General features: G+C 73.7%; 16 protein-coding genes. 5 read left to right on the forward strand and 11 right to left on the reverse strand.

Features of this window, described 5'->3' with window-relative positions; genetic code table 11:
• Positions 1-77 precede the first annotated feature (77 nt).
• Positions 78-1,016, forward strand: a complete 939-nt coding sequence (locus tag HJC40_RS46275) for a TetR/AcrR family transcriptional regulator C-terminal domain-containing protein (protein ID WP_250005646.1) — start codon at positions 78-80, stop codon at positions 1,014-1,016.
• Here HJC40_RS46275 and HJC40_RS28435 read toward each other — a convergent pair.
• The 7 genes from HJC40_RS28435 to HJC40_RS28470 form a co-directional block, all read right to left on the reverse strand.
• Positions 986-1,282 (reverse strand): hypothetical protein, encoded by a 297-nt coding sequence (locus tag HJC40_RS28435; protein ID WP_250005648.1) that lies wholly within the window; start codon positions 1,280-1,282, stop codon positions 986-988. The genes HJC40_RS46275 and HJC40_RS28435 overlap by 31 nt on opposite strands.
• 17 nt (positions 1,283-1,299) lie before the next feature.
• Positions 1,300-2,124, reverse strand: a complete 825-nt coding sequence (locus tag HJC40_RS46695) for a helix-turn-helix domain-containing protein (RefSeq protein ID WP_374272964.1) — start codon at positions 2,122-2,124, stop codon at positions 1,300-1,302.
• 153 nt (positions 2,125-2,277) lie between these two features.
• Positions 2,278-2,811: a hypothetical protein gene (locus tag HJC40_RS28450; RefSeq protein WP_250005650.1), complete on the reverse strand. Its 534-nt coding sequence runs from the start codon at positions 2,809-2,811 to the stop codon at positions 2,278-2,280.
• Positions 2,812-3,045: 234 nt separating this feature from the next.
• Positions 3,046-4,245 carry a hypothetical protein gene (locus tag HJC40_RS28455; protein ID WP_250005726.1) on the reverse strand — a complete coding sequence of 400 codons (1,200 nt, stop codon included), beginning with the start codon at positions 4,243-4,245 and terminating at the stop codon, positions 3,046-3,048.
• Positions 4,246-4,377: 132 nt separating this feature from the next.
• On the reverse strand, positions 4,378-5,886 hold the full coding sequence (locus tag HJC40_RS28460) for a tripartite tricarboxylate transporter permease (protein WP_250005652.1): 1,509 nt from the start codon (positions 5,884-5,886) through the stop codon (positions 4,378-4,380).
• Between the two features lies 1 nt (position 5,887).
• A complete protein-coding gene (locus HJC40_RS28465; RefSeq protein WP_250005654.1) occupies positions 5,888-6,385 on the reverse strand; it encodes a tripartite tricarboxylate transporter TctB family protein in 498 nt (165 codons plus the stop codon).
• A 40-nt stretch (positions 6,386-6,425) separates the two neighbouring features.
• Entirely contained in the window at positions 6,426-7,346 is a 921-nt protein-coding gene (locus tag HJC40_RS28470) for a tripartite tricarboxylate transporter substrate binding protein (protein ID WP_250005656.1), read from the reverse strand.
• A gap of 210 nt (positions 7,347-7,556) precedes the next feature.
• Here HJC40_RS28470 and HJC40_RS28475 point away from each other — a divergent pair, with 210 nt between their 5' ends.
• Positions 7,557-10,844, forward strand: coding sequence for a BTAD domain-containing putative transcriptional regulator (locus HJC40_RS28475; RefSeq protein WP_250005658.1), 3,288 nt, complete (start codon positions 7,557-7,559; stop codon positions 10,842-10,844).
• 20 nt (positions 10,845-10,864) lie between these two features.
• Here HJC40_RS28475 and HJC40_RS28480 read toward each other — a convergent pair whose 3' ends face one another.
• A complete protein-coding gene (locus HJC40_RS28480; RefSeq protein WP_250005660.1) occupies positions 10,865-11,368 on the reverse strand; it encodes a hypothetical protein in 504 nt (167 codons plus the stop codon).
• A 116-nt stretch (positions 11,369-11,484) separates the two neighbouring features.
• Here HJC40_RS28480 and HJC40_RS28485 point away from each other — a divergent pair, with 116 nt between their 5' ends.
• Positions 11,485-12,258 (forward strand): P-loop NTPase, encoded by a 774-nt coding sequence (locus HJC40_RS28485; RefSeq protein WP_250005662.1) that lies wholly within the window; start codon positions 11,485-11,487, stop codon positions 12,256-12,258.
• 8 nt (positions 12,259-12,266) lie between these two features.
• On the opposite strand, the gene HJC40_RS28490 is transcribed toward HJC40_RS28485, so the two are convergent.
• A complete protein-coding gene (locus tag HJC40_RS28490) occupies positions 12,267-13,001 on the reverse strand; it encodes a hypothetical protein (protein WP_250005664.1) in 735 nt (244 codons plus the stop codon).
• A 120-nt stretch (positions 13,002-13,121) separates the two neighbouring features.
• Here HJC40_RS28490 and HJC40_RS28495 point away from each other — a divergent pair, with 120 nt between their 5' ends.
• Complete coding sequence (locus HJC40_RS28495; protein WP_250005666.1) at positions 13,122-13,865, forward strand: SDR family NAD(P)-dependent oxidoreductase; 744 nt, start codon at positions 13,122-13,124, stop codon at positions 13,863-13,865.
• 15 nt (positions 13,866-13,880) lie between these two features.
• Here the strand turns inward: HJC40_RS28495 and HJC40_RS28500 are convergent, their stop codons facing one another.
• Both HJC40_RS28500 and HJC40_RS28505 read right to left on the reverse strand, forming a co-directional pair.
• Complete coding sequence (locus tag HJC40_RS28500) at positions 13,881-14,549, reverse strand: GPP34 family phosphoprotein (RefSeq protein WP_250005668.1); 669 nt, start codon at positions 14,547-14,549, stop codon at positions 13,881-13,883.
• Between the two features lie 78 nt (positions 14,550-14,627).
• Entirely contained in the window at positions 14,628-15,359 is a 732-nt protein-coding gene (locus tag HJC40_RS28505) for a phosphotransferase enzyme family protein (RefSeq protein WP_250005670.1), read from the reverse strand.
• A 161-nt stretch (positions 15,360-15,520) separates the two neighbouring features.
• Here HJC40_RS28505 and HJC40_RS28510 point away from each other — a divergent pair, with 161 nt between their 5' ends.
• Positions 15,521-16,105: a sensor histidine kinase gene (locus HJC40_RS28510; protein ID WP_250005671.1), complete on the forward strand. Its 585-nt coding sequence runs from the start codon at positions 15,521-15,523 to the stop codon at positions 16,103-16,105.
• Positions 16,106-16,110 lie beyond the last annotated feature (5 nt).

The raw sequence follows: 16,110 nt of genomic DNA on the forward strand, positions 1-16,110 counted from the left end.
GCTGGCACCCCGATTTCGCTAGAGCACTCCAGCCCGGCGCACTAGTGCACTGCCACCGTACGGGGTAGGTTCGGCTCGTGAAGGTCCCCGTCTTCCGCCGGATCGCCGCCGAGCTCGCCGCCCGGATAGCCGCCGGGGAACCGCCGCCCGGCGAGCGCATCATGTCGATCCGCCAGATCATGGCCGAGTACGACGTGGCCATGGCGACGGCCACCAAGGTGGTCGCCCACCTGCGCGACGAGGGCCTGGTGCGGGCCAGGCCGGGCGTCGGCACGGTGGTCGCGGGGGGCGTCCGATCCCCGGGCACCGGCCCCGACCGCGATCTGGTCGTCCGGACGGCCATCACGATCGCCGACGCCGAGGGCCTGCCCGGCCTGTCCATGCGCCGGCTGGCCGGCGAGCTGGGCATCCCGACGATGTCGGTCTATCGCCATGTGGCCGACCGGGAGGAGCTCGTGCTGCTGATGATGGACAAGGTCATGGCGGCCAACCCGCCGCCACCCCGGCTCGACCCGGCACGGGACGGCTGGCGCGCCTGCGTCGAGGCGCTGGCCCGCCTGCAGTGGTCGATGTACCGCCGGCACACCTGGCTGGCCCAGGCCGTCTCGTTCACCCGCCCGCTGCTGGCCCCGCACGCGATGGCCCACACCGAGTGGACGATGCGAGCCCTGGAGGGCCACGGCCTCGATCCCAGCACCCAGTTCCGCGCCGCCGTGACCGTCGCCAACTACGTCCGCGGCACCGCCGTCAACCTGGAGGACGAGGCCCAGGCCGTCCAGGAGACCGGCATGACCGACACCGAGTGGATGGACACTCAGCGCCGGCGTTTCACGGCCGTGCTGGCCGCCGGCCGGCTCCCGCTGATGGCCCGTTTCATGGCCACCTCCGACCGCGAGCTCAACCTGGACATGCTGCTGGAGTACGGCCTGCAGCGGCTTCTCGACGGCCTCGAGACCCAGCTCACGCCCCATCCCGAGCCGCACACTCAGCCGGCGACCGAGGACCGGCGGCGTTGATTCTGCGCTAGACGCCGGCGAAGGACTCCAGGGCGGCCATGGTCTGCAGGGAGACCAGGCGCGCGCTGGGAGCCTTTCATCACCGTGCCGTGGAGCTCCTCGTGGGCCGTCACCGCCTCGGCCCGGCTGCGGTAGATGGTGCCCTCGAGCTCCGCGGAGACGACGTCCTCGGCGAAATCGGCGAAGAAGCCGGCGACGTCACCCCGGTTCCACGCCTCGTACATCCGGGTGGGGATGGTGCTCATCGTCTCGATCGACTGGTCCATGGTCGCCTTTCCGGGTTTCAGGAGCCTCCATCCTGGCCGGGACCGGCCCCGGGAGCCTTGGCTTCGCGTGCACGGTTACCCGAATTCAGCGCTGCCGGGCTGTAGCCGTACGCCGCCTTGAAAACCCGGCTGAAGTACGCCGGGTCGTGGAATCCCCAGCGGGCGGCGACGGCCGTGACCGTGCGGCCGGGCGTCAGATCGGCCCGGCACCGCTCCAGGCGACGCCGGCGGATCAGGGCTCCGGGACCGTCTCGGGCTGGTCCTCGAAGAGCTTGTGGAGGCGGCGGACGGAGATGTGGTGGGCCGCGGCGACCATCCCCCGGGGACAGCCCGCGGTCGGACAGCCGCGCCTCGATGTAGCCGACGACCCGGTCCCGCAACGCGTCGTCGGGACCGGTGCGGACGTCACCGTTCAGCTGGGCCTCGAGCGTCACCGCGATCAGCGCGGTCACGGCGGCCGCGGATCGTTGCGCCTCGCCGGCCCGGAACCCGCTCAGCGACCGGCCCAGGTCGCGCGCCAGCGAGGACACCAGGGCCCCGGGACCGCGGTCGCCCTTGATGCGTACGCCGGTCAGCCGGTCGGCGTCGCCGGGCCGCAGCCGCAGCTCCCGCCGGGGCACCAGGATGCTCACATGCGCCGACGCGGTGCTGGCGAACCGGGCCGGCCGGGCCGGGTCCACGAGCACCAGGTCGGTCGGCCCGAGGTCGGCTGGGCCGCGGCCCTGCTCGACGAGCGCCCGGCCCCGCATCATCAGCTCGATCTGCCACCACGCCTCGTCGGCCGGCCGGGCCGAACGGGCGTCCCGGAAGCACTCGCCCGCCGGCGTGACCAGTTCGACCAGCTTGAGCGGCCCGAATCGCGCGACACGACACGGGCCTCGAACTCGCCGTGGTCGTGCCGCCCGCTGCGGACCGGAGGCAACCCGCTGGTCGCGAGCTTCTCCTGGAAGACGCCGATGTCGGTGAACACCCGCCCCACCGTAGCTCCGCCCGGCTCAGGACGAGCCGAGCCGCTCACCGACCACGGCGGGCAACCGCCGGCCGTCCCGGGCCAGCGGGAGCAGACCGGCGCCGACCAGGACGGCGGACAGCGGCAGCAGATCGAGCGACAGGGCGATCGACGTGAAGCCCAGCAGCACCAGTACCGGCGACCACGCCGGCAGCCGCCGGGCCACCGCGTGCCGCACCAGCAGGACCAGCAGACCCACCTCGAACAGGACGGAGGCCAGCACGTTGAGAAGGAGGGGGAGGGACGGGAACGAGTCGAACAGGTCCCCGGTGATCACCCACAGCATGCCGGCCGCGCCGACGATGGTCACCGCCTCGGCGACGACCGTCAGCGGGCTCGGCAGCTCCCGGCGGAGGCGGTCGGCCAGGACGGCGAAGAGGGCCACGGCGATGAAGAAGGCGACATGGCCGGCGTCCCACGCCCATCCGTTGCCGCGGTCGCCGTCGAGCCCGTCGGCGTACCGGCAGAGACCGTAGACGAGCATCAAGGCGGGAGCAACGACGGCGATCAATCTTGTCATGGACGCAGCCTCGCCCGTCCGGGCCCGCAGAACCCATCGGGGGATTCCCCGGCTTTACCCGTAGCCGGACCCGGCCCGGCGGAGTCGGGAGCCGGGACGGCCCGGCGGAGTCGGGAGCGGGACGGCCCGGCGGAGTCGGGAGCGGGACGGCCCGGCGGAGTCGGGAGCGGGACGGCCCGGCGGAGTCGGGAGCGGGACGGCTCGGCCGCGGGTCTCGCGGCCGGGCCGATCCGGTCAGCTGACGGTGATCTCGCCGCTCGAGGAGCGAACACACTGCACGGCCCGCGACGCGGTGGTCACGGCGCCCGTGAGGCACTGGCCCAGCACGCCGTGGCCGGCCGCGTTGGGGTGCCACGACTCCTGGCAGGTCTGGAAGGACGTGACGCAGGAGTTGGCGATGCGCTGGATGGCGATCTTGTCGTAGCCGGCCAGGTCGGTCAGGAACGTGCCCGTCGGGCCGTCCTGCAGGCGGATCGGGGTGGCCAGCGCGTTGCCGGGGCTGCCGGTCCGCTCGCACAGCCGGGCGCCGTCGAAGGCCCGCTGCACGTTCAGATAGACCAGGTCGTCGCCTGGGAAATCGTTGCGCAGAGCGCCGTGCACGCCGGACACCAGGGCGCCCAGCCCGGTCGAGAACAGGTGGCCGGCGGCCAGGCTGGCCCGGTGGATCGGGCAGCCGGCGCGGTACCGTTCGGCGCCCAGCGCGCGGAACTTGTCACGGTCGTCGGCGCGGCCGTCCTCCTCCCACAGACTGCTCTCGAGGTCGGTCGGCAGCGGGTTGGTGTAGTCCTGGAGGACCACCCGGTGCACGCCGTCCGCGTCGATCTCGTCCAGGGTGCGCAGGACCTCGCGTACCGCCGAGGTGGTCTCCGCCCGGGCGGCGCTCAGCTGGGCCGGGGTGGCCAGGTCGCCGGCCGCGCACGGGGCCTGCGGGACCGGCCCGCCGATGTAGGCCCAGAACTCCCACCAGCCCGTCCACGCGTCGGCCACGAACTGGTTGGCACACTTGACGGCGACGTCGCCGAAGGTGAACTGGGTGTTGTTGGAGCCCAGCCCGATCAGCACGAGGTCGATGTCGTGGGTGCGGCCCACCGCGCGCAGCTGGTCGAGTTGCGCGGCGACGGTGCGGCCCTTCTCCCGGGCCCCGGACGCGTTGGCGATGTCCTGCGGCTGGCCGCCCGAGCAGGCCAGGTTGAAGCGGTCCTGGATGCCGGGCAGGGACGCCCGCAGCAGCGACGCGTTGGCCGAGCGGTGGCAGAAGAAGGCGTTGCTGTTCGCCGCCGACCAGCCCGGGAAGGCCTGGGCCTGGCCGTTCACGTCGACGACGGGCTGGTAGGCGCCGGCGCCCTCGCCGCTGATGAAGCTGTCACCGAGCGCGACGGCGGCGGTGGGCGGGGCGGCCTGCGCGGGGACGGCGGTGGCGGTCAGGGCGACCAGGGCGAGAGCGACGGGTACGGCGAGACGGCGCCAGACCGACGGAGCCTTCAAGAACGACGGAGCCAGGGACAATGCGGCCTCCAAAGCCGAAGCATTCTCGGATCTCGATCCGATCATCTACTTCGGAGGCCGTCAATGTGTCGAGGATGTTTCTTCACGGGTTCGTGAAACGCGCCGGCGCCGCCGGGCCAGCACCGGAGGCGCGATCAGCGCGAGCGCCACGACGACCCAGAGCACCACCGTGAGCGGCGAGGACACCAGCACCGACCAGTCGCCCTCCGACAACGCGAGGGCCCGGCGCAACTGCTGCTCGGCCAGCGGGGCCAGGATCAGGCCGACCACGGCCGGGGCGACGGGCACGCCGGCCTCGCGCATGAGCAGGCCGATCAGCCCCAGGACGGTGAGCACGAGCAGGTCGGCGATCGTCCCGCCGGCCGCGAAGGCGCCCAGACACGCGAAGACCAGCACCCCGGCATAGATCCCGTACGCCGGAATGGTCAGCAGCCGCACCCAGGCCCGGGCCAGCGGCAGGTTCAGCACGAGCAGCAGCACGTTGCCGATGTAGAGGCTGGCGATCAGCGCCCAGACCAGATCCCCCGACTCGCTGAACAACTGCGGGCCGGGCTGCAACCCGTACGACTGGAAGGCCGTCAGGATCACGGCGGCGGTGGCCGAGGTGGGCAGGCCGATCGTCAGCAGCGGCACGAGCACGCCGGCCGCCGCGGCGTTGTTGGCCGCCTCGGGACCGGCCACTCCCTCGATGGCGCCCCGCCCGAACTGCTCGCGATGTTTGGAGAGCCGTTTCTCGAGGCTGTAGCTGAGGAACGTGGGCACGTCGGCGCCGCCCGCGGGCAGGCTGCCGATCGGGAAACCGAGCGCGGTGCCGCGCAGCCAGGCCGGCCACGATCGGCGGAAGTCCTCGCGGGAAAGCATCGGCTGGCCCCGCAGCGGTGTCACGCGGCTGTCGCCCGTGCCCGCGACCAGGTGGGCGAACGTCTCGCCGAGCGCGAACAACGCGACCACGACGATCACCACGTCGATGCCGTCGAACAGCGACGGCAGGCCGAACGCGAGCCGGGCCTGCCCGGTCTGGGTGTCGATGCCGACCAGCCCGATCGTGGCCCCGATGACCAGGCTGGCCGCGCCCTTGAGCAGGCTCGGGCCGAGCAGCGCGCTGACCGTCACGAAGGCCACCGCCATCAGGGCGACGTACTCCGGCGGCCCGAAGTTGACGGCGAGGTCGGCGACGACCGGCGCGGCGACCGACAGTGCGATCGTGCCGATCGTGCCGGCCACGAAGCTGCCCAGGGCGGCGGTGGCCAGGGCGGCGGCGCCCCGGCCGGCCCGGGCCATCTTGTTGCCCTCCAGCGCGGTGGCCACCGACGCGCTCTCACCGGGCGTGTTGAGCAGGATCGAGGTGGTCGAGCCGCCGTACATGCCGCCGTAGTAGATGCCGGCGAACATGATCAGCGCGGCCGCCGGCTCGAGCCGGAACGTGACCGGCAGCAGCAGCGCGACGGTCAGGGCCGGGCCGATGCCGGGCAGGACGCCGACCGCGGTGCCGATCGTGACGCCGATGAACGCCCACAACAGGTTTTCCGGGGTGAGCGCGTCGGCGAAGCCGGAGAGCAGGTCGCCCATGTCAGAACCCCCACGGCCCGGTGGGCAGCGACAGCCCGATCAGCACGTCGAAGATGAGGAACACGACCACGGCGAGCGTCCAGCCGTAGGCCACCACGCGGGCCGGGTGCGGCGCGCCCAGCAACAGCGCGGCGCCGACGAACAGCCCGGCGCTGCTCACCACGTACCCCATGACCGGCAGCAGCAGGGCGAACGCGACCAGGACGGCCACCAGGGCCGCCAGGCGCCACAGGCTGCGTCTCCCGGCCGGCGGCGTACGGAGGAAACGGCGCGACTGGAGGGCCAGAGCGCCACCGATGACCCCCAGCAACACGCCGACCAGGGTCGGCGCCGCGGCCGGGCCGAGCGCCTCGTCCGAGTCCCGCAGCCGGGCTGCGTCGACCAGCACGACCACCGCGCCGACGACCATCAGAACGCCGAGCGCGCCGGCCGCCCGGGCCTCCGCATGGGCGACCTCCGGCGTCTCGGGCGGCGGGCGCCCCTCCTCGATGTCGGTCACCGCGGGCCGCATCCCGGACGACGCACGTCCACCGGGCCACTCATGCCAGACCCATCTTCTTCAGCACGTCCGTGACGGTCCGGCGCTCATCGATGAGGTACCGGTCGAACTGCGGGCCGGCCAGCGAGGCGTCCAGCCAGCCGCGCCGTTGCAACGTCTCCTGCCAGGCCTCGGTACGGGTCATGCGCATCAGCAGGTCCTCCAGCTCGCGCTCTTCCTCGGCGCCGATGCCCGACGGCGCGACCACGCCCCGCCAGTTGGCCAGTTCCACGTCGACCTTCTGTTCCTTGAGCGTGGGCACGTCGGGCAGCGTGGGCAGCCGCTGCGGGCTGGACACGGCGATCGGCCGGATCGTGCCCGCCCGGATCTGGCCGACCAGTTCCGAGACGCCCGAGACGCCGACGGTGGCCCGGCCCGAGAGCAGGGTGGACAGCGCCTCGCCACCGCCCGAGTGGGCCACGTAGTTGACGTCGGCCGGATTCGCGCCGATGGCGTCGGTGACCAGCCCGGCCAGGATCTGCTCGATCCCCCCGGCCGAGCCACCGGCCCAGCTGACCTTGCCCACGTCGTCCTTCATCAGGGTCACGAGATCGTCCATGCTGCGCACCGGCGAGTCGGCCGGCACCACGATCACCTCGTAGTCGGTGAGCAGCCGGGCCAGCGGCGTCGTGCGGTCGAGCGCGACCGGTGAGTCGTTGCTCTCGATCGCGCCGACCATGACCAGGCCCATGACCATGAGCTGCGTGGGGTCGCGCTCGAACCGTACGAACTGGCTCAGCCCGATCGTCCCGCCGGCCCCGGCCACGTTGTAGACCTCGGTGCGCCCGGCCTCGTCGCGCAGGGCCGCCTGCATCTCCCGGGCGGTCTGATCCCACCCGCCGCCCGGCGCGGCCGGGGCCATCAGCCGCAGCTGCCGCCCGTTGAGAAAGCCCTCGTCGTCCCGGCCGGCCGCCAGGGACACGACGAGCAGGAGCGTTGCCAGCCCCGCAGCCACAAAGGGGCCCGCAGCCGCGGGTCGCCAAGTGATCCGCATCGGTCCTCACCACGCTTTCGTGACGTTCTGCCCGACACTCCCCATAGATTCAGCTACCTGGATCTTTTAGTCAATCGTCAACCTGCCGCCGAGGGGCCGGTTTGGGTGCGGCGGCCGGGGCGCGGCAGGATCGAGGGCGTGGGCGAGCAGGGGGACTCGGCGACACGGCTGCGGGTGACGCTGCTGGGCGCCTTCCAGGTGTGCCGCGGCGACGCCGTGGTGCCCCTGCCCGGCGCCCGGCTGCGCGGGCTGCTCGTCCGGCTCGCCCTGGCCGGTGGACGGCCGGTCGACCCGGGCACGCTGGTCGACGCGCTCTGGCCCGACGACCGCCCGGCCGACCCGGTCAACGCGCTGCAGTCGCTGGTGTCGCGGCTGCGCCGGGTGCTGGGCTCTCCCGGCACGGTCACGCAGGCCGAGGGCGGCTACCGGCTCGACGTGGCCGGCGACGACGTCGACGCGGTGCGCTTCGAGCGGCTGACCAGCGGCGGACGGGCGAAACTGCACGCCGCGGACCGGGCCGCCGCGGCCGCGCTGCTGGGCGAGGCCGTCACCCTCTGGGCCGAGCCGGTCGCCGTGGCCGCGGTCGCGCCGGCCGTGGCCACCCGGCTCGACCAGGCCCGGGTCGTCGCGGTGGCCGATCTGGCCCAGGCCGAGCTCGGGCTGGGCCGGCCCGCCGACGCGGCGGCCCGCCTGACCACCCGGCTCACCGAGGAACCGGCCGACGAGCGCGCGGCCGCGCTGCTGATGGACGCGCTCACCGCCCAGGGCCGGCAGGCCGAGGCGCTGGCCCTCTACGAGACGGTGCGCGAGACCCTGGCCGACCGGCTCGGCGCCGACCCGGGCACGGCCCTGCGCGAGCGGCACCTGCGGCTGCTGCGCCAGGCCGGGCCCGCCGATCGCGTGCCGCCCGATCGTCTGCCGCCCGATCGTCTGCCTGCCGATCAGGTGCCGGCCGGCCGGGACGATCCGGCGCCGCCGAGCAACCTGCCCGCCGCGCTCACCAGCTTCATCGGGCGCGACGACGACCTCACGCGGGTCGGCACGCTGCTGGCCGCCGGGCGGCTGGTCACCGTGGTCGGGCCGGGCGGGGCCGGAAAGACGCGGCTCGCGCTCGAGGCCGGCCGGCGCCACCGTCACGAATACCCGGACGGCACCTGGCTGGTCGACCTGGCCGCGGTCACCGAGCCGGCCAAGGTGGGCGCGGCCCTGCTGACCGCGGTGGGGCTGCGCGGGTCGGCGCTCTTCGAGCCGTCGAACCGGATGCAGGTCCCCGGTGAGGAGCTCGACGTCCTGGTCGAGCAGCTGGGCCCCCGGGAGACCCTGCTCGTCGTCGACAACTGCGAGCACCTGATCGACGCGATCGCGCACCTGCTGGCCGGGCTGCTCCCCCGCTGTCCTGCGCTGCGGGTGCTCGCCACCAGCCGCGAGCCTCTGGCCGTGGACGGGGAGGCGCTGGTCCCGCTGGGGTCGCTCACCCTGCCCGACCCGGCCGGCGGAGTCGAGCAGATCCGGCGTACGGCGTCGGTCCGGCTCTTCGTCGAGCGGGCCGCGGCCGTCCGCCCCGGCTTCGACGTCGACGAGGCCACGTCGGGCGACATCGTGCGGGTGGTCCGCGGGCTCGACGGCATGCCGCTGGCTCTCGAACTGGCCGCGGCCCGGCTGCGCACCCTGTCGCTGGCCGAGCTGACCGCCGGGCTGTCCGACCGGTTCCGGCTGCTCATCACCGGCAACCGCACGGCCAGCCCCCGTCACCGCACGCTGCGCGCGGTGATCGCCTGGAGCTGGGAGCTGCTCGGCGATGACGAACGTACGGTCGCCGAGCGCATCTCCGTGCTGCCCGGCGGCGTCACGGCGGCCACGGCCGCAGCCGTCTGCGCGGGCACGGCGGTGCCCGCGTCGGCGATCCCCGACCTGCTGGGCGCCCTGGTCGACCGTTCGCTGCTGCAGCTCGCGGCCGAGCCCGGCCGCTACCGCATGCTCGAGACCCTGCGCGAGTACGGCACCGAGCACCTGGCCGGGCGGGGCGAGCTGACCCTCGTACGAGGCCTGGCCGCCCGCCATCTGGCCGCGCTGATCGGCCGCCTCGACCCCCAGCTGCGCGGCCACCGGCAGCTCGACGCGCTGCACGAGTTGAACGCCGAGTACGACAACGCCCTGGCCGCGCTGCGCCACCTGTGCGACACCGCGGACAGCGTCGGCGCGGTCACGCTGGCGATGAACCTGGCCTGGTTCTGGCAGATGTTCGGCCGGCACACCGATGCCACCTACTGGCTGGGCGAGGCGCTGGCGGTGCCCGCGAAGGGCTATTCGCTCCGGCGCGACTGTGCCGAGGCGGTGCTGCTGCTCAACCGGGCCGGCGCCCGCTCGTCCATGTCACCCGAAGCCCTCGAACGGGGCGAGTCCGAGCTGCGGGCGCTGGCCGACCGCCTGCTGGCCTACCCCTCGCTGCCCGGGCTGGCCGGCGCGCTGACCGCCCTGAGCCTGTTCTTCCTGCGCGACGACGACCGGTCGCTGGTCCTCATCCGGCGGCTGATCGACAGCCCCGACTTGTGGCTGTCCGGGCTGGCCCACCTGTTCCGGGCCCAGTTCGCCGAGAACGAGGGCGACCTCGAGCAGGTGAGTGCCGACACCGCCGCCGCGCTGGACCGCTTCAGCCGCGTCGGCGACCGCTGGGGACAGGCCACCGCCCTGCCCATGCGCGCCCAGCTGCGGCAGTACGAGGGCGACCTCGACGGCGCGCTGGACGACCTGCGGCAGGCACGCGCGCTGGCCCGCCAGTTCGGGTCGCTCAGCCTCAACGACGAGCTCTTCATCGACCTGCGCTGGGTGGACGTGCACCTGCGGCGCGGCGACCACGACGCCGCCATCGCCATGCTGGACGCGCTGCGCGAGCGGGCGGCGCGCTCGGTCTCCCCCGAGCTGGTCGTCCTGCTCAACGCCCTGGAGGCCGGCACCTGGATCCACCTGGGCGACCTGGACCGCGCCCGGCAGCTCATCGACCTGGCCGAGGCCGGGATGACGGCCGGCACCCAGTTCGGCGGCGACCACGGCCGGGCCATCGCGGGCAGCGTCCGGGCGGCGCTCTGCCTGGCCCTCGACGACCCGGCCGGCGCCGAGCGGGCGCTGCGCGGCGCGTACACGGCCGGCGCCGAGACCCGCGACCGCCCGATCCTGGCCCTGGTGACCGTGGCCGCCGCCGGCCTGGCCGAATACCAGGGCCGCCACCACGAGGCCGCCCGCCTGCTCGGCGCCGCCGCCCGCCTGCGCGGCACCCACGACCGCGGCGACCCCCAGGTGCGCGTGCTGACCGCCAAGGCCGGCGAGGCCCTCGGCGAGGCGGCGTTCGCCGAGGCGTACGGAACCGGCTGGAACCTGGACAGCAAGACCGCCTCAGCCCTGGTAGGCCGGGACAGCGACTACCGCTGACCCCGCAGCCGACCGCCCGGTCAGACGGAGGCCAGCACCGCGTCCGCGAGTACCGACGGCGACGCGGTCCCGTCCAGCGGCACAGCCCCCAAGGCGAGCATCCGAGCCTGAAAACCCGGGCGCCCGTCCCGGATCTGCTGCTTCACCCCCTCGGTACGCTGGGCCGACGTCGCCCGGGCGAGCCGCTCCTCCTGCGCGGCCGAGTCGATCACCAGCAGAAACAGCCGCTCGAAGAGGTCCAGCATCTCGTCCTGGTTCTGAGCGATCCCGCAGACGAACACCGCCTCGGCCGAGCCCTCGTGAGCAGCGAACGCCGCCTCGAGCCGCGCCCGCACCCAGACCCACCGATGAGCCAGTTGCCAGGCCTCGCCGACCGGGCCCGGCGACTCCACAGCGACCCCGGAGTCGTCCTCCCACGAGGCCAGATCGTCGGCGTCGATGGCCACCTGCCCACGCCGGCTCAATTCCGCGGCCAGAGTCGACTTACCCGACCCCGGGTTGCCAGTGATCAGAAACGCCCGCATGACCCCACCCTGTCAGAGCCGCACCGGCCCCGCAGCGAGCACAAAGGCCTGACCCGGCGACGCCACCACCGTGGCTCGGAAGGGGCCTGAACTCCGATGACCGGTAAAATCGCTCGATGGATCAACCCGGGCACTCCCGGCAGTCGCCGACGCCACTGCCGATCATCGCCGTGGCCAGCGGCAAAGGCGGCGTGGGCAAGTCGAGCGTCGCCATCGCCATCGGACGCGAGCTGACCCGCAACGGCCGCAGAGCGGGGTTGGTCGATGCGGACATCGCCGGTCCGGATGTGCCCCGCATGCTCGGGCTCCGCCGCGACGTGCCGGCTCGGACGGTCACTCTCGCGGGCTGGGCGCGCGGCGGCCGGGGCAGCTCCGGCCTGGAAGCCATGGACGTGGGCGGCCTCAAGGTCGCGTCCGCCGGCTTCCTCATGGCCGGCGACCAGGGACTCGCGCTCGGGTCGGACCTGGGCGACCTCATGCTCGGCCGACTGATCAAGGAGACGAACTGGGGCGACATCGAGGCCCTGATCGTGGATCTTCCCCCCGGCATCAGCTTCACGCAGCAAGGCGTGCTCTCCGGCGCCGGAAGAGTGGCCACCATCCTGGTGGTGACGCCGGCCGAGGTCTCTCATCTGGACACGGCCCGCGCGCTCAGCACGCTGCGCGAGGTGCGGACGCCGGTGCTGGGCGGGGTGGAGAACATGGCCTACTTCGAGTGCCCCTGCTGCGGTGAGAAATCCGAACTGCACACGCCGGCCCCCGAGGAGCGCACCATCTGGGCCGGCGGCGTCGAGCGACTCGCCCGGCTCCCGTTCCGTCCCCATGCGGCGATCGACCCCGCCGACCTCGCTCCCGTCCTCAAGGCCGTGGCCGCGCACATCGCGGCGTAGCCACTCGCCTACTTCCGGAGGTTCCACTCCGCGCCGGGGGTGCTGAAGCCGAGGGGAAGCGCGACGTGCAGCCGGGTCAGTTCGGCGTCCTTGGGCACGGGGAAGCCCGCCGTCAGGTCGACCTCCCAGCCCGGTTGGAGCATCGGCGGGTCGGCGGTCATGTCGGCCATGTCCGAGCGCATGTAGTCGCCGCTGTGGCTTCGGCCGGCCGCGTCGAGGACCCAGGCTTCCCGGGCGAGCCGGGCCAGGACCGGAACCGTGCCGGTGTTGTGGAGGTGCACCCGGAAGAAGACCAGCCGCTGGCTCGGGTTGTCGAGGGACGGCTGCTCCAGGTCGAGCTGGGCGCCTACTTCGACCCGGGCGCCGTCGTCACCGGTCAGGGCTACGCGCTCGTCCCGGCCCACCGGTCCGGGCACGACGACCTCCACGTACATGTCGTGCGGGCCCGGGCTCCGGGTCGTCACCAGGCGCGGGGTCACCAGCCGGGCGCTGTCCGACGGTCTGGTCACGACGGCGGTGGTGATCGCCAGGACGACGACGATCGCGGCGCCCACGGCCATCCGGGCGAGGGACCGTTCCGTGCCGGGGCGATCGCCGGCGGCGGGCACCACGGGCGGCGAAGGAACCAGTTGTGGCGGCGCGGGCTTCGCGTCTCTGCGACCACGGGCGGCCAGCGCTCCACCGACGATCGCGCCGGCCATCGTGCAGAGAACGACCCAGGCGATCCGACGGCGAGTGCTCACGGGATGCGCTATCGGCGCCCCGGCCGCGGACCTGAGGCATCCCGGCCGCCGGAACGGCCGCGGAACGCCACGTCCGATCATCGCCAGACAACCGGCCCGGCGTCGCCCAGGCTTGCTCGCATGAGCAACGGAATGGACGGCAAGGTCGCGCTGGTCACCGGTGGAGGGCGCGGCATCGGTGCGGCCGTGGCGCTGCGCCTGGCCGAGGAGGGCGCCGACGTGGCGTTGACCTATCAGCGGAATCACCAGCGCGCCGACGCCGTGGTGGACCAAATCAAGGAGCGTGGGCGGCGGGCGATCGCCATCCGGGCCGACAGCGCCGAACCCGCGGCGGTGGTCGGCGCGGTCGACCGGACTCTCGGTGAGCTGGGCCGGTTGGACGTCCTCGTCAACAACGCGGGCTCGTTCCGGCTCGGTCCCATCGAGCAGCTGGGCCCGGACGAGGTCGAGGAGACCCTCGCGGTCAACGTCCGGGCGCCCTTCGTCGCGTCGCAGTGCGCGGCACGCCACATGTCAGCCGGTGGGCGGATCATCAACATCGGAAGCAACGTGGCCGAGCGGGCCGTCTTCCCCGGCTTCTCGCTGTACGCGATGAGCAAATCGGCGCTGAGCGGGCTGACCAAGGCGCTCGGCCGGGAACTCGGCGCCCGGGGAATCACGGTGAACCTGGTGAATCCGGGACCGACGGACACCGAGCTCAACCCGGCCGACGGCCCCGACGCCGGCACCATCAACGGGTTCACCGCCCTCGGCCACTACGCGGCGCCGGCCGACGTGGCCGCCGCGGTGACCTTCCTGGCCGGCCCGGACGCCCGCTACATCACCGGCGCCACGGTCAACGTCGACGGCGGCTTCACCATCTGACCCCCGGCCGGGACGTCAGTCGGGAGGCGAGTCGAGGTCGACCACCAGCATCATCGCGGCCAGCACGGCCAGCTGGACGTCGGCCACGGCCTGCCGGATCGCGGCGCCCGCCCAGGGCTGCGCGCCGAGCTCCTTCATCCTGGCCCTGACCAGGTCGGCGGGGAGATCGGGGAGCACCTGCCGCTCCCAGCCGAGCGCGCTGAGCAGCGCACCCAGGGCGGCCGTGCGCGGCTCGACCGGCCCGTCGCCCTCGACGGCGGCGCGGAGCCGCTGACGGGCGTCCCGCTCGGCGATCGGTTCGACGCCGCCGGGCGCAGGATACCGGGTGCGGGAGAACACCGCGAACACCTTGCCCTGCTCGCGCCGCAGCACCCCGGCGTCGACGAGCCGGTCCAGGATCGGCTGCCGGGCGCCGCGGGCCAGCACGGGGATCCAGGCGCCCGGCGTGCGGGCCGGGTCGTCGGACAGCCGGCGCAGCACCGCGTCGGCCGTCGGGTCCCCGGTCGGCGACGGGTCGGCCACGACCAACCGGTCCTCGCGGACCTCCAGCCGCCCGGCCAGTCCGAGCTGCAGCAGCAGCGCGCCGGCGACGCCGTAGTCGAGATAGTCGCCGACTGTCCAGGTTGCTCCGCTGTCGTCATAGGCGAGCAGGACCAGCTCATCGGCGAGCGCGACGGTCTCCATGCTTCGACGGTATTCCGCCGGGGTGCGGCTGTCGCGGCGAGCGGCCCCGAGGGGTCACCGGGGCCCGCGGGGGCGACCTCAGACCGCTCGTACCTCGGCCAGCCGCCTGACCGCGAACGCGTCGTCCCAGCAGACCGCGGCCTCCCAGGCCGCCGAAGCCTGCGCGGCGATGTCGTACTCGGGGTGGTCGAGGCCCGCGGCGTTGCCGGGCAGCACGAGGTCGAGGTCGGAGACGTCGACGTGCGCCTCGTCCCAGTCGATCAGGCCGACCTGCCGTGCGGTCATGCGGATGTTGCCGGCGTTGGGGTCGCCGTGCACGACGGACGTCCGGCGCCCGGCGAGCCGCGCCCAGGCGGCCCGGCATCGAGCGACGCCCTCCGGGGGCATCGCGCCGAGGTCCACCTTCGTACCGGTCTCGGCCCGCAGGAGGTCGGTCGACGATCGCCAGCCCGGGCGCTGCGGCCGGCCCCGCGTCAGCCGATGCAGCTCGCGGAGCGCGGCGGCCACCCGGCGCCAGTCGGCCGGCGTCTCGGGCGGTCCACCCTCCAGGTAGGTCATCACGACCAGGCCGTCGGCGAACAACCGGCCGTCGGTGGCCGGGATCGGCACCGGCACGGTCAGCCCCGCACGGTCGAGGTATCGGAGAAGCTCGGTCTCCCAGGCCAGATCGGCGTCGCTCCGGGTGCCGAGACGACCGACGGCGAGGTGCCCGTCGACGCGTACGGTCCACACGTCGTTGGCGACGCCGCCGGCGAGCGGTTCGAGGCGGGTGGCGTCCTCACCCCACTGCCCGAGTGCCTCCCAGCCCATTGGCGACATCGTACGGGGCTCCGGACCTCGAACGGCATGCCCTCCTGGGCGGCACGCCGCCGCTGGTCACCGGACGCTTCGGGACGCCCGTGGCCGGGTGGCCGGCCTGGACGATCGCGGCCGGCGGACCGGTCGTGCGGCACTGCCGATGGGGGTGGGGCGTGAGCATCGAGGCCGAGCTGCGCGCGGAGTTCGATAGCTGGGAACGCAAGGAGACGGTCGCTCTCCGGGTCCTGCCGTACGTGCTGCTGACCGTGTGCGCCGTCGTCGCCCTGCTGCTGCCGCTCTGGCCGGACCGTGCACGCGGTCGAGCCCGGACTGCTGGCCGGGCCCGGGTTCCCGAGGCGATCGGCGAGGTGACCCGACGCTGGTCGGAGGTCTACGGCATCGAGGCGGCGCTGACCGTCACCGGCGACCCGCGGCCGATGCACAGCGACGTCGGAGTGACGCTGCTGCGGGCCGCGCAGGAGGCCCTGGCCGACGTGGCCAAGCATGCGCGGGCTGGCCGCGTCGGCCTGACCCTGTCCTACATGGCGAATCTGGTGACGTTGGACGTGCGGGACGACGGCGTGGGCTTCGATCCCACCAGACGGGCCGGCCGTTCCGCGAACGGCGGGTTCGGGCTCGCCGGCCTGCGACAGCGGGTGCAGCGCCTCGCGGGCCGGCTCGACATCGAGTCCGAGCCGGGCGGCGGCACCGCCATCTCAGCCTCCGTGCCGGCGATTCCGGCCGGCGGCGGGCAGTGACCCCG

This window comes from Actinoplanes sp. M2I2, from assembly GCF_023544445.1.
Lineage (GTDB): Bacteria > Actinomycetota > Actinomycetes > Mycobacteriales > Micromonosporaceae > Actinoplanes.

Excerpts from the sequence above, each read along its gene's own strand:
- HJC40_RS28435 (WP_250005648.1), bottom strand. The coding sequence starts at position 1,282 with ATGGACCAGTCGATCGAGACGATGAGCACCATCCCCACCCGGATGTAC.
- HJC40_RS28450 (WP_250005650.1), bottom strand. The coding sequence starts at position 2,811 with ATGACAAGATTGATCGCCGTCGTTGCTCCCGCCTTGATGCTCGTCTAC.
- HJC40_RS28460 (WP_250005652.1), bottom strand. The coding sequence starts at position 5,886 with ATGGGCGACCTGCTCTCCGGCTTCGCCGACGCGCTCACCCCGGAAAAC.
- HJC40_RS28480 (WP_250005660.1), bottom strand. The coding sequence starts at position 11,368 with ATGCGGGCGTTTCTGATCACTGGCAACCCGGGGTCGGGTAAGTCGACT.
- HJC40_RS28485 (WP_250005662.1), top strand. The coding sequence starts at position 11,485 with ATGGATCAACCCGGGCACTCCCGGCAGTCGCCGACGCCACTGCCGATC.
- HJC40_RS28495 (WP_250005666.1), top strand. The coding sequence starts at position 13,122 with ATGAGCAACGGAATGGACGGCAAGGTCGCGCTGGTCACCGGTGGAGGG.
- HJC40_RS28500 (WP_250005668.1), bottom strand. The coding sequence starts at position 14,549 with ATGGAGACCGTCGCGCTCGCCGATGAGCTGGTCCTGCTCGCCTATGAC.
- HJC40_RS28505 (WP_250005670.1), bottom strand. The coding sequence starts at position 15,359 with ATGGGCTGGGAGGCACTCGGGCAGTGGGGTGAGGACGCCACCCGCCTC.